This is a genomic window from Arthrobacter sp. MDT2-34-1, from assembly GCF_059091365.1.
In genome coordinates, this window is sequence record NZ_JBNHGO010000001.1 from 1,616,329 (window position 1) to 1,628,543 (window position 12,215).

Annotated in this window: 11 protein-coding genes, 1 pseudogene and 1 riboswitch; of the genes and pseudogenes, 2 read left to right on the top strand and 10 right to left on the bottom strand. The window is 67.9% G+C overall.

Annotated features, from left to right (window positions below):
• Positions 1–22: 22 nt before the first annotated feature.
• Positions 23–155, bottom strand: a riboswitch (TPP riboswitch).
• Positions 156–326: 171 nt separating this feature from the next.
• On the top strand, positions 327–587 hold the full coding sequence (locus AC5RVV_RS07505; RefSeq protein WP_494000708.1) for a DUF4235 domain-containing protein: 261 nt from the start codon (positions 327–329) through the stop codon (positions 585–587).
• 286 nt (positions 588–873) lie between these two features.
• Here AC5RVV_RS07505 and mnhG read toward each other — a convergent pair.
• The 6 genes and pseudogenes from mnhG to AC5RVV_RS07535 form a co-directional block, all read right to left on the bottom strand.
• Positions 874–1,251: pseudogene (gene mnhG / locus AC5RVV_RS07510) on the bottom strand (monovalent cation/H(+) antiporter subunit G); the annotation flags it as partial.
• Complete coding sequence (locus AC5RVV_RS07515; protein ID WP_494000709.1) at positions 1,241–1,525, bottom strand: MrpF/PhaF family protein; 285 nt, start codon at positions 1,523–1,525, stop codon at positions 1,241–1,243. The gene AC5RVV_RS07515 and the pseudogene mnhG, both read right to left, overlap by 11 nt.
• The gene (locus AC5RVV_RS07520) at positions 1,522–2,082 is read right to left on the bottom strand and encodes a Na+/H+ antiporter subunit E (RefSeq protein ID WP_494000710.1); all 561 of its coding nucleotides are present in this window, start codon (positions 2,080–2,082) and stop codon (positions 1,522–1,524) included. The genes AC5RVV_RS07515 and AC5RVV_RS07520 overlap by 4 nt, the downstream gene beginning before the upstream one ends.
• Entirely contained in the window at positions 2,079–3,701 is a 1,623-nt protein-coding gene (locus AC5RVV_RS07525; protein WP_494000711.1) for a Na+/H+ antiporter subunit D, read from the bottom strand. Before AC5RVV_RS07525 ends, AC5RVV_RS07520 begins: the two co-directional genes overlap by 4 nt.
• Complete coding sequence (locus AC5RVV_RS07530) at positions 3,698–4,171, bottom strand: Na(+)/H(+) antiporter subunit C (protein ID WP_493989594.1); 474 nt, start codon at positions 4,169–4,171, stop codon at positions 3,698–3,700. The genes AC5RVV_RS07525 and AC5RVV_RS07530 overlap by 4 nt, the downstream gene beginning before the upstream one ends.
• On the bottom strand, positions 4,168–7,170 hold the full coding sequence (locus AC5RVV_RS07535) for a Na+/H+ antiporter subunit A (protein WP_494000712.1): 3,003 nt from the start codon (positions 7,168–7,170) through the stop codon (positions 4,168–4,170). The genes AC5RVV_RS07530 and AC5RVV_RS07535 overlap by 4 nt, the downstream gene beginning before the upstream one ends.
• Before the next feature lie 241 nt (positions 7,171–7,411).
• Between AC5RVV_RS07535 and AC5RVV_RS07540 the strand changes: the two genes are divergently transcribed.
• Positions 7,412–8,788: an MFS transporter gene (locus AC5RVV_RS07540; RefSeq protein WP_494000713.1), complete on the top strand. Its 1,377-nt coding sequence runs from the start codon at positions 7,412–7,414 to the stop codon at positions 8,786–8,788.
• Between the two features lie 15 nt (positions 8,789–8,803).
• Here AC5RVV_RS07540 and dcd read toward each other — a convergent pair whose 3' ends face one another.
• The 4 genes from dcd to AC5RVV_RS07560 all read right to left on the bottom strand — a co-directional run bounded on the left by dcd (position 8,804) and on the right by AC5RVV_RS07560 (position 12,023).
• Positions 8,804–9,385 carry a dCTP deaminase gene (dcd, locus tag AC5RVV_RS07545; RefSeq protein WP_494000714.1) on the bottom strand — a complete coding sequence of 194 codons (582 nt, stop codon included), beginning with the start codon at positions 9,383–9,385 and terminating at the stop codon, positions 8,804–8,806.
• Positions 9,386–9,587: 202 nt separating this feature from the next.
• Positions 9,588–10,445: a tryptophan 2,3-dioxygenase gene (locus tag AC5RVV_RS07550; RefSeq protein ID WP_494000715.1), complete on the bottom strand. Its 858-nt coding sequence runs from the start codon at positions 10,443–10,445 to the stop codon at positions 9,588–9,590.
• A gap of 92 nt (positions 10,446–10,537) precedes the next feature.
• Positions 10,538–11,155 carry a DinB family protein gene (locus tag AC5RVV_RS07555; RefSeq protein WP_494000716.1) on the bottom strand — a complete coding sequence of 206 codons (618 nt, stop codon included), beginning with the start codon at positions 11,153–11,155 and terminating at the stop codon, positions 10,538–10,540.
• A 52-nt stretch (positions 11,156–11,207) separates the two neighbouring features.
• Positions 11,208–12,023: a DUF1684 domain-containing protein gene (locus AC5RVV_RS07560; RefSeq protein ID WP_494000717.1), complete on the bottom strand. Its 816-nt coding sequence runs from the start codon at positions 12,021–12,023 to the stop codon at positions 11,208–11,210.
• Between the last annotated feature and the right edge of the window lie 192 nt (positions 12,024–12,215).

Below are 12,215 nucleotides of genomic sequence, written 5' to 3' on the forward strand. Positions count from 1 at the left end.
AGGGGAGGGCGGCCACGCGGCGCGCCCCGAGAACTCGACTCCCTTCGCCGGTACTAACCGGAGCAGGTTCGAGGGTCTGCGGTCTATCCGCACTCTCAGCGTCCCTCCCGGTCTCGGTGTGCACCGGCCGGTCGGACGCTCCCCTGTCGTCACTAGATGCTGTCTGGCAGCACGCACCAGTCTACACTCGCCCGCGGCGGCGCGGCATTCGGGGCGCAGACCCGGGGAAAATGCACGACGGCACACGGCCCGGGCGGGTGCCGGGCAGTAGGCTGGGAACCGGAACAGCAGTTGAGACGGGGCTGCGGCCCCGGAAGGGAGCGGGCATGAGCGTTGTGTTGAGGCTCTTGGGCACACTGGTGAGTATCGGCGCGGGCCTGGCAGCCAGCCAGTTGCTGGGGCTTGTTTGGAAGATGGTCACCGGAAAAGATGCGCCGAAGAGCGACGATGACCTGGAGAACAGCCTGCGGGCGGCGGTAGCCTTCGCCGTGGTGTCCGGCACCGTGGCGCGCGTGATCCAGGTGCTGACCAAGCGCGCCACCGCCAAGGCGGTCATCCGCTACGACAAGACCCGGGAAATGGTCTAAGCGGTCCCTCGAGGATTCCGATGGGGGACGGGCCGCGGGCCCGTCCCCCATCGCGTTCTGTTACCGGCCGCCGGCACCCGCCCAAGGCACGCGCCCCCGTTGGTCGGCAGGTTACCGCCCCTTGGTCCGCAGGTTACGGAGTTCCCGCGGGCCCGGCGCCGCCCCGGTCGGTCCGCCCGGGAACGGCCGCCGCCCCCGCGCTGCGCCGTTCCCCCGGCTTCCCGGCGTCCTGCCCGCCTGCCATAGCACGGCTGCCGCCGTCGGCACCGGCACCGGCAAGCGGTGCGTCATCTGAGGACGCCGCGGCGTCTTCCCGTGCCGCCGCCTCCACCACCGCGTCGAGGTCGTCCACGCTGAGGATTTCCTTGCGCAGGTGTTTGGTGCGGTAGCCGGCCCGGCCCACCATGTGGGCGGACACCGGCACGGTCAGCAACTGGAACAGCCAGGCTATGAGGAGCACGGGCACCGCCACCCAGCTGCGCAGCTGCAATCCCAGTCCAGTCAGCAGCAGCAGCAGGCCGAAGACCTGGGGCTTCGTGGCCGCATGCATCCGCGAGAGCAGGTCGGGAAACCGCAGCAGGCCGATGGCCGCGGCCAGGGACATCCCCGCGCCGGCGATCAGGCAGACGGCGGTCGCGATGTCGAGTATCAAGTCAGTGTTCACGGGGCCGCCCGTCCGTCACGAAACGAGCCACGGCGACCGAGCCGATGAAGCCGACAACGCTAATGACGACGACCAGCGTCAGGTTGTTCATGTGGCCGCCGGCGGCCATGTCCACGATGAGTCCGGCGCAGACGATCGCCAGCAGCACGTCTATGGCCAGCAGCCGGTCCAGCAGCGACGGCCCGCGGGCCAGCCGGATCAGCGACAGTACAGCGGCCCCGGCCAGCACTGCGCTCACGACGATTTGCGCGACCGGAATGACGTCCCCGTTCACACTGCACCTCCCCTGCCGGTACCTTCGGCCTTGACCATCGCCAGTTCTTCCTTCGTGCCCATCGTCCGGATCAGGCCGGCCTCGATCCGCCGCACCTGGGCGCGAAAACGCTCGGCGGCCTCCTCGGTGTCAACGTCGATCACGTGCAGGTAAAGCGTGGACGTCGAGCGGTCCACGTCCACCACAAAACTGCCGGGGATCAGCGAAATGGCATGCCCGGTGGCAGTCACCAGCAAATCCGAGTGGCTTCGCAGCCGGACCGCCACCACCGCGTTGCGCAGCGTCGGGCCGCGGGTCAGGGCCAGCCACAGGACTTCGACGCTTGCGACCGCGACCTGCCAGACGAACGTGGCGGCGAAAATTCCCGCGGCCAGCGGATTGAAGCGCCCGCTGAGTTCGACCGGCGGCAGGTAGAACAGGTTCACGATGAGCAGCGCGATCAGCAGGCCGAAGATCAGGTTGCCCGGGCTGAAATCCTGCCACAGGGAGCCCCAGAGGATGACCAGCCAGGCCAGCAGCGGCAGCTCGACCCAGATGGAGATGCGCGGTTTCCTCATTGGCCCACCTCCTGCATTGCGCCCTCACCCAGGACGGCCTCGACGTACGGGGTGCGCTGCAGCATCTCCCGCGCCGCCTGGTCACTGAGCTCGAACAGGGGCCCGGCGAACACGGTCAGGGCAACGCCCATCGCCACCAGCCCGACCGTCGGCCAGACCATGGGCAGCGGCAGCAGCTGGACGACGCCGCGGCCGGTGAACCGCCCGTGCGGTTTGTTTTCCACGTGGCGGGTGGTCCGCAGCGCGGACCCGTCGGGCTTGGTGGCCACCAGGACCGGGTCCGGGTGCTCGGCGTCTTCGGGGCGGCGCCAGAACACGCGGTTCCAGACCCGTGCCATGGCCAGCAGGGTCAGCAGCGACGTGACCATGCTGCCCGCCACGAGCACCCAGGCGACCGGGGTGCCCAGTTCCACGCCGCCCTGCACCAGGCCGATCTTGCCCAGGAAGCCGGAGAACGGCGGGATGCCGGCCAGGTTCATGGCCGGGACGAAGAACAGGATGGCCAGCAGCGGCGACAGCTTGGCCAGGCCGCCCAGCCGGTCCATGTTCGTGGTTCCGCCGCGTCGTTCGATCAGCCCGGCCACCAGGAACAGGCTGGTCTGCACCGTAATATGGTGCGCCACATAATAGACCGCCGCGCCGAGCCCCACCACCGAGGACATCGCCAGGCCAAACACCATGTAGCCGATGTGGCTGACCAGGGTGAAAGAGAGCATGCGCTTGATGTCGATCTGGGCCACGGCCCCGAGGATGCCCACCACCATGGTCAGCACCGCCACGATCATCAGGAACGTGTTCAGCCGGTCGCCGGGGAACAGCAGTGTCTCCGTGCGGATCATGGCGTAGACGCCCACCTTGGTGAGCAGGCCGGCGAACACCGCGGTAACCGGCGCCGGCGCCGTCGGATAGGAGTCGGGGAGCCAGAAGGACAGGGGGAATACCGCCGCCTTGATGCCGAAGGCCACCAGCAGCATCAGGTGCAGCGTCATCTGGGTGGCAGGATCCAACTGGCCGAGCTTGATCGCCAGGTCGGCCATGTTAATGGTCCCGGTGGCGGCGTAGATCATCGCGATGGAGACCAAAAACAGCACCGAGGAAATGACGCTGACAACGACGTACGTCACCCCGGCGCGGATCCGGGGGCTGGTGCCACCCAGCGTCATCAGCACGTAACTGGCCGTGAGCAGCATTTCAAAGCCGACGTACAGGTTGAAGAGGTCGCCGGTCAGGAACGCGTTGGAAACGCCCGCCACCAGGATCAGGTAGGTCGGGTGGAAGATCGAGACCGGGCCTTCTTCGTCGCCGTCGGTCATGCCCTGGCCGGAGGCGTACAGCAGCACCGCCAGGCTGACGGCCGAGGAGACCACCAGCATCAGGGCGGACAGCTCGTCCACCACCAGGGTGATGCCAAAGGGGGGAAGCCAGCCGCCGAGGTTCACCGCCTGCGCGCCGTTGGCCCAGGCCGAGGCCAGCATCACGGCTTCCAGTGCCAGCGTCACCGTCAGCGTGATGGCGCCGGTCCTGCGCTGCGCGTTGGGGTGGCGGATCAGCACGAACGCCAGGGCAGCACCCAACAGCGGCAGGACTACTGCCAGCGGCGCGATGGTGGCGGCGTTCACTGCTTTCTCTCCATCCGCGACCTGGTGGTGGCTGGCGTTTCCTCGGCTTCGTCGGGCGGGACGAACTCGGTGGTCTCGGCTGGGATTTCCGCGTCGTCCTCGGCGTCGAAGGTGGGCTGGTTGGCCACGCGGCGGTCCTCGATGTCGTCCTGCACCTCGTCCTGCCGCCCCAGCACCCAGGAGCGGTAAATGATGGCCAGCATGAAAGCGGTGACGGCGAAGGAAATCACGATGGAGGTCAGGATCAACGCCTGTGGCAGCGGATCGCTGTAGGCGTCGGCGGGGATGTCGCTGCCGAAAATGGGGGCAAGGCCCGCCGGGCCGCCGGTGCTGAGCAGCAGCAGGTTGGCGCCGTTGGTGATGAGCATGAGGCCGAGCATGACCCGGGTCAGGCTGCGTTCGAGGATCAGGTAGACGCCCACGGCGAACAGCACGCCCATCACCAGCAGCAGCGTCAGGTTCACGGTCACCGGGACACCTCCTCCTCGATCGTTGCGGGCACTTGCAGTTCGGCGGTCTTGCGGCGGCCGTGGGTCCGTTCCTCCGTGCGTTCGTCGATCTCGGCGCCGAAACTGCGCAGCACGTCCAGCACCAGGCCCACCACCACCAGGTAGACCCCGATGTCGAAGATCGTCGAGGTGACGAACTTGTGGTCGCCGAAGACCGGGAGGCTGAATTCAAGGATCGCGCTTTGGAAGACCTGGCCGCCCAGGAAGAGCGGGACGACGGCGGTCAGCGCCGCGGCGCCAAGCCCCAGGCCCAGCAGCAGGCCGGCGCTGATGGGCGTGGCTTCGGCCAGTTCGATCCGTCCGCCGGCCAGATAGCGGACGGTCAGCGCGATGCCGGCCAGCAGGCCGCCGGCGAACCCGCCGCCGGGGAGGTTGTGGCCGGTCAACAGCAGGTAGACGGAGAAGATCATCACCGAGTGGAACAGGAGGCGGGTGATCACCTCGAAGATGATGGAGCGGCGTTCCGGCGCCAGGGTGCGGCCGGCCACCAGCCAGGCGTCGCGCGGGACGACGGCGAACTTGCGGGCCGTCGCCAGGGCCGCCGCCTCGCGGTCCGAGTGCGCCACGGTCTCGTAACCGCGCCCCACGGATCCGCTGGCGACGGCGTCCACGGGCTCCGGACGCTTCTCCCCGCGGCTCCGGATGAAGATCAGGCTGGCCACGCCGGTAGCTGCCAGGGCCAGCACGGAAATCTCGCCGAACGTGTCCCAGGCCCGGATGTCCACCAAAATGACGTTGACGATGTTCTTGCCGCCGCCGCCCTCATAGGCCAGCTGCGGCAGGGCCAGGGACACCGGATCGGCCGTGCGTGCCGCCATCGCCGTCATCGCGATCACTATCATCGTGAGGCCGAAAGCGGCGCCGATGATGGCGCGCAGCAGTTTGAAGCGCCCCGGCGTGCGCAGCCACAGCCGCGCCGGCAGGGACCGAAGGGCCAGCACGATGGCCACCAGGGAGACTGTTTCCACCAGCATCTGGGTCAGCGCCAGATCCGGCGCCCCCTGCATGGCGAAGATAAAGGCCAGGCCATAGCCGGCCACCGAGACCATCAGCACCGCCATGAAGCGCTTGTTCGCGCGGATGGCACCCAGCGCTCCTGCCGCCACGATCAGCCCCGCGATGGCCTGCGCCGGGGTATCGAACCACACCACGCTCTCGGGCAGCGGAGCGTCCATCAGGACGATGGCGCTCAGCGGAGTCACGATCGCCACGATCAGGATCACGCACAGGTAAAAGACCAGCGAGCCCCGCTGGGTCCGGCCGGTGACCCAGATGGCCACCTCGTCCAGCACGCCGATGATGCCGCGGTAGATCCGGTCCGCGTCCGGGATGAAGCTGATCCTGGCTTGGAAGGCCGCTATCGGAGTGCGCAGCAGGAACAGGGCGACACCGGCGGCGATGGTGACAGCGGTCAGCCCGAGAGCCGGCGTCACCCCGTGCCACAGCGCCAGGTGCGTGGCTGCGGTGTCCAGGGTGAAGAGACCGGCGTAGGGGGCGACGGCGGCTTCCACCGGGGCTGGCCAGAGCCCGAACACCACGGTGGCTACGGCGAGCACGGCAGGAGCCGCCAGGAAGGCCCACGGAATGGGCTTGAACTCGATGGCCGCGCGGCCGGGTTTGGCCGCGAACCCGCCCCAGACGAAGCGGGCGCTGTAGGCAAAGGTCAGGATGGATCCGGCCACCACGCCGGCCAGGAGCAGGCCCCCCACCCAGCCGGAGACTTCGGCCCGGTGGATGAAGGCTTCGTAGACCGACTCTTTGGCGACGAAGCCCAGCAGGGGCGGCAGGCCCGCCATCGACGCGGCACCGATGACGGCGACCACGAACAGTTTCGGGGCCTTGCGGTACAGGTGCGACAGTTCGCGGATGTCACGCGTTCCGGCCTGGTGGTCGATGATGCCCACCACCAGGAACAGGGTCGCCTTGAAGAAACCGTGGGCCAGCAACAGGCCCATTCCGGCCAGCGCGGCTTCCTGCGAACCGAGCCCGACCACCAGGGTCAGGAAGCCCAGTTGGCTGACCGTCCCGTAGGCGAGGATCAGCTTCAGGTCGTTCTGGCGCATGGCCTGCCAGCCGCCCACCAGCATGGTCAGCAGCCCGAGCCCCAGCACGACGCCGTGCCAGTAGTCGGTGCTGGAGAATCCGGGCGACAGCCGCGCCACCAGGTAGATGCCGGCCTTCACCATGGCGGCGGCATGGAGGTAGGCGCTGACCGGGGTCGGCGCCGCCATGGCCGCCGGGAGCCAGAAGTGGAAGGGAACCAACGCGGACTTGCTGATCGCGCCGATGAGTACCAGCAGGATGGCTATGTCGATGATCTGGCCGTGTGCCATCAGCGTTCCGGCTGCCGCGAGGATCTCGGAGATCCGGTAGGTGCCGGCGGTTTGGCCGATCATGAGCAGGCCAACCAGCATGGTCAGCCCGCCGAGGGTGGTAACCATCAGGGCCTGCAACGCGGACCGGCGCGCCGAGAGGCGGTGCCTGGCGTACCCGATCAGCAGGTAGGACAGGACGGTGGTGAGTTCCCAGAAAATGTAGAGCAGGATCAGGTCATCGGCGGTGACCAGGCCGAACATGGCGCCGCTGAAGGCCAGCAGTTGCGCGCCGAAAGGACCGATGTCCGGATCGTCGGCCTTGAAGTAGCGGGCGCAGTAGAACAGCACCAGGGCGCCGACGCCCAGGATCAGGATGCACAGCACCGCCGCGAGGGTGTCCATCCGAAAGGCCAGTTCCAGCTGCAGGCCCGGGACCCAGGCGAAGACCTCCGACGGCGGGGCGTTCGGAGCGCCGTCCAGCGCCGCCTGGCTGGACCCGGTGTAGTTGTCGAACGTGGCGATCAGCCAGACGAATCCGGCGGCGGGAACCGCGGCGAGGATATAGAACGTTGAGCGGCCGAGCTTCCGGAATATTAAGGGCGCTATAAAGGCCACCGCAAAAAGCAGGGTGAGCACAATCAGCACGAGGATACTCCGGAACTTCCTTCGGGTTTGCCAAGGATTTAGACGGACAGGGCCAAGGTCCATTCTACCCATGGCATAGACGGCGCGGCGCCCGCCGAGGGCCGCGGACAGCCGCCGGGAGGGCCGCGGACAGCGGCCGGGAAGGCCGCGGCGGGCTCGTGATCCCGCTGTTCGCCAAAGATTCACGCGGCTCCCGGCGCTGCTCAAAGTTCGCAGCAGGCGAAACGGATAGCATCGCGGTATGACTGAGTCGGCCGGCATTCCGGCAACCCACACGGCGGGCGGCGTGGCCGCGGAGCGGTTGAATAAAAAGCACGTCCTGGCCTGGGCCTCCTGGGACTGGGGCTCCGCCGCCTTCAACGCGGTCATGACAACTTTTGTGTTCACCGTCTATCTGACCAGCGATGCCTTCGGCGGCGAGGCCTTCGCGTCCGAAATCCTCGGCTACGGGCTGGCCATCGCCGGGCTGGCCATCGCCCTCCTGGCCCCGGTCACCGGGCAACGCTCCGACACCGGGGGCCGCCGCAGGCTGTGGCTCGGGCTCAACAGCGTCGCCGTCGCGGTACTGACCGGCCTGTGCTTCTTCGTCTTCCCCTCCCCCGGCTTCCTTTTCCTGGGCGTGGGACTCATCGCGCTGGCCAACATCTTCTTCGAGTTCGCGAACGTGAATTACTACGCGATGCTCACCCAGATCTCCACGCCGTCGACCATCGGCAAGGTCAGCGGCTTCGGCTGGGCCATGGGTTACGTCGGCGGGGTCGTGGCGCTGGCCCTGGTGCTGGTCGGGTTTGTCCTGCCCGAAACCGGCTGGTTCGGGGCGACGGCGGAGAACGGGCTGAACATCCGCCTGGTGGCGGTGTTCTGCGCCGTGTGGTTCATGGCCTTCGCGCTGCCGGTACTGTTTGCCGTCCCGGAGATCCCGCGCCAGCCTGCCGCCGCGTCGCTGAGCTTTTTTGCGTCCTACGGGCTGCTCTTCCGCCGCATCAAGGCGATCTTCACCTCCAGCCCGCACACGATTTTCTTCCTGATCGCCAGCGCCATCTTCCGCGACGGGCTCGCGGCGGTGTTCACCTTTGGCGGGGTGATCGCCGCCGGCACCTTCGGCTTCTCGCTCAGCCAGGTAATTGTCTTCGCCATCGCCGGGAACGTTGTCGCCGCGGTCGGCGCGGTCGCGGGCGGGGTCCTGGACGACCGCATCGGCCCGAAGAACGTCATCGTGGGGGCGCTGGTCGGGCTGATCGTCGCCGCCGTCGCCATTTTCGCGCTGGGCCCGGGCAACCACGTGTTCATGGGCAACGCCTGGACCGGCGACACCACGTTCTGGGTCTTCGGCCTGCTGCTGTGCCTGTTCGTGGGGCCGGCCCAGTCGTCGTCCCGGGCCTACCTGGCCCGGCTCGCGCCGCGCGGCGAGGAGGGCGAATTCTTCGGCCTCTACGCCACCACCGGGCGCGCCGTCAGCTTCCTGGCCCCGTCCCTGTTTGCGCTGTCCATCACCGTTTTCGGCGAACAGCGCCACGGCATCCTGGGCATCCTCGTCGTGCTGGTCGCCGGCTTGCTGGCGCTGCTGCCGGTCAAGACACCGGCACGGATCCAGCGCGCGAGTACGCCCCGCGCCTGAGACGCCCGGCCAGGGTCAGCGTTCGATGACGGTGCGGTGGAAGTTCTGGTAGCTGCGCGAAGCCGTGGGGCCGCGCTGGCCCTGGTAGCGGTTGCCGTATACGCCCGAACCATACGGATGCTCCGCCGGCGAGGACAACCGGAAGAAGCACAGTTGGCCGATCTTGGAGCCCGGCCAGAGCATGATCGGCAGCGTCGCCATATTGGAGAGTTCCAGCGTCACGTGCCCGGAGAAACCGGGATCGATGAACCCTGCGGTCGAGTGGGTCAGCAGGCCCAGCCGCCCCAGCGAGGACTTGCCCTCCAGCCGGGCCGCGATGTCATGGGGCAGCGTCACGGTCTCGTACGTGGAGCCGAGCACGAATTCGCCGGGATGCAGGACGAACGGTTCCTCGGGGTCCACTTCCACCAGCCGGGTCAGCTCCGGCTGCTCCAACTCCGGGTCGATGTGGGCGTACTTGTGGTTGTCGAACAGCCGGAAGAACCGGTCAAGCCGCACGTCCACGCTTGAGGGCTGGATCATGTCCGGCTGGAACGGATCCAGGACGATGCGTTGGGAGTCCAGTTCGGCACGTATATCGCGGTCGGAGATCAGCACCCTTCAAAAATACACGGGACCGGCGCTCTCCCCCGACGCATGACGCGGCCTTCGCCCGGGCACTTGCACCGGGCCTCTGGTCGGAACGGTGTCAGCGGTGCGACGATTGAACCAGGCGGGCCGCAGCTCTCTCGGTGGCGGCCACCGGGCCGCTGTCGGCGGGGGAACGAACGGCCTCCGCCGGCAGCTTAGAAGCCGGCGGTCAGGCCTTGCCGATTTCCGTGCGCACCGCGTACAGCTCCGGGAAGAAGGTGAGCTCCAGCGCCCGGCGAAGGAAGCCGGCGCCGGAGGAGCCGCCGGTGCCCTGCTTCATCCCGATGGTCCGCTCCACCGTCTTCAGGTGCCGGAAGCGCCAGAGCTGGAAGTTGTCCTCCAGGTCCACCAGTTCTTCGCAGGCCTCATAGACGTCCCAGTTCGCGCCGGCATTCTCGTAGACCGCCTTGAACGTCCCCACCAGTTCCTGGTTGAACTCGTGGGCCTCGGTCACGTCACGGTTTAGCAGCTCCGCCGGAACCGGGTAGCCGTGCCGGTGCAGGTAGGCCAGGAATTCGTCGTACACGCTGCTTTGTTCCAACAGCTCGCTCAGCATGGCCTGGGCGGCCGGATCGTCCGCAAAGACGGCCAGCATGCCCTTGTTCTTGTTGCCCAGCAGGAACTCCACGGCACGGTACTGGTAGGACTGGAAGCCCGACGCCGAACCCAAATCGCCCCGGAATTCGGCGTATTCGGAAGGCGTCAGCGTGGCCAGCACGGACCATTGCTCGGTCAGCGAGCGCTGGATGTGCTTAATCCGGGCGATGCCTTTCATGGCGAACCGCAAGTCGTCGTCGCGCAGCTTCTGCCGGACGGTGCGCAGCTCGTGCAGCACCAGCTTCAACCACAGCTCGGACGTCTGGTGCTGAATGATGAACAGCATCTCGTCGTGGTGCTCCGGGCGGCTGACCGGGTGCTGGGCGGAGAGCAACTGGCCCAGGGACAGGTAGGAGCCGTAGCTCATCTTGTCCGAGAAATCAGTCTCGATGTCGTCCTCGAGACGTCGGGTGTTCTTGTCTACGGTCATGGCGGCTTCCGTCGGTCCTCCTGCCTCGTGGCAGGCCTGCTACCAGCCTACGGCCCCGGCGCCGCGAATGCTCCGCAGCCGCGCTGGGGTCCTCAGCCGCGGACCGAGGAGTCCCACCGCCACTTCCGGCCGCGGGTTTCGGGCGTCCTGCCGCTGGCGTGGAGCAGATCCTGCCAGGGATCGTCGGTGCGCCGTGCGGCCGGAAAGATGCGGTTCAGCACCCGTCTCAAGACGGCTTCGTCAGGCCGGTAGCCGACCCCGTGGACGGCCAGTATGTCGAAACCGTGCAACACGGCTTCGGCGATGCCCATCGCCGCGAATCCGGAGGCATCCGAGGTCCCGGCCGGATGGTAACCGCGGTGGGTGCGGGTGGCCGTGGCCGTCACCGCGTACAGCAGTCCCGCGGCGGCATCGAAACAACCGACGATGCCGGCCGTTCCCGTGGCAGGGTCGGGCCAGAACAGGATCTGCGGCCCGCCCGGGCGCCAGGGCGGCGGGTCCAGCAGCGCCACGTAGCCGTCCCGCGGCGGGTTCCGCCCCGACAGCTGCAGGGCGTAGAACGCGAAGTCGTCCATGACGTGGGCCACCGTCTCGCGGCAGCTCCACTCCAGCTCCAGCGCGGGGTCGTCCCAGGCATCGTCAGGGAGCTCCGCCAAGCGGCCGGCCAGGTCATCGGTGATGGTGCGGAAGTCTCCCGCCGTTGGGTCCATCCACTGATCCTGCCGTAGAGGAGCGGCAAAGCGCCACCGTTCCCGGCGATGCTCAGCCCATGCGGCGCTCCCCGGCCTCCACCGGTGCCGCAATGATGTTGCCTTCCACCGGCATCGGGCAGGTGCCGAACGCGGTAAAGGCGCTGGGGAAGTTGGTGGCCCGGTTGAAATCGATCAGCACCGTGCCGTCGGGCCCGGGACGGCGGGTCACCACGGAACGCCAGCCGGCGGTGCTGTCTCCGTTGGTTTCGTCGTGGAAGTTCAGCGACAGGGCGCCCAGTTTCTCTTGCTCCGCCACCAAGGTATGGACGGTTCCGCCCAATTCGAAGCTGACCGTGCCGACGGCGGTGGCGATGCCTCCCACCGCCGGGTTCGAGGTGGCTATCTGCAGCGCGAGGGGCTCCGGATACGCCTGGAACCGGCCGGCCACCACCAGGTCCGGGTTGTAATCGAACACCGGGACCCCGGCGAAGTCCCGCCGCTTGGGCGAGTCGTTGTCCCGCGTCCGGATGGCGTACCGGTCGCCCCGGACGGCCAATTCGACGGCGATACTGCCGCGGCGCACCCAGAGCAGCGACTCCTCGTTTCCCAGGGATGCGGTCAAGGTGCCGGTGGCCGGCTCCCCGCTGTCCGCCAGATACAGGCCGTCCTCGGCGCTCGCCGTCAACGAGGCGTGGCCGCCGCCGGATGCCGGCCCGTTGGCGCTCCACAGGCCGGTGATCTTTTCCAGCCGCGCGGGCTCGGCCGGCAGCCACTGCAGCGAGGTGAGCGTGAGCCAGCCGTGCTCCGCTGCCAGCGCCTGGTTCCGGTTGTCCCTGAACCGGAGCCAGCTTTCCCGCCGGCGGGTCTCGTCGCGTGGAGTGGTCATGCTCGCCGTCCCTCAAATCAATTGCCGGGCACTCCGGCAGTACGGGGCACAACGTGCCGCCCGCCGTGCGGTATTCCCCGGCCCGCAGTCCCTGACCTCCGCCGAACCATGGCGCATTCGCCTGCAGGAGAATACGCTCTATTTCACAAGGCTGCGTGGCACAAAGCGCAACGGAAGCCGGGCGGCCAGTGC

Coding starts and splice junctions, on each gene's coding strand:
- AC5RVV_RS07540 (WP_494000713.1), top strand. CDS start 7,412: ATGACTGAGTCGGCCGGCATTCCGGCAACCCACACGGCGGGCGGCGTG.
- AC5RVV_RS07560 (WP_494000717.1), bottom strand. CDS start 12,023: ATGACCACTCCACGCGACGAGACCCGCCGGCGGGAAAGCTGGCTCCGG.
- AC5RVV_RS07505 (WP_494000708.1), top strand. CDS start 327: ATGAGCGTTGTGTTGAGGCTCTTGGGCACACTGGTGAGTATCGGCGCG.
- AC5RVV_RS07555 (WP_494000716.1), bottom strand. CDS start 11,155: ATGGACCCAACGGCGGGAGACTTCCGCACCATCACCGATGACCTGGCC.
- AC5RVV_RS07520 (WP_494000710.1), bottom strand. CDS start 2,082: ATGAGGAAACCGCGCATCTCCATCTGGGTCGAGCTGCCGCTGCTGGCC.
- AC5RVV_RS07550 (WP_494000715.1), bottom strand. CDS start 10,445: ATGACCGTAGACAAGAACACCCGACGTCTCGAGGACGACATCGAGACT.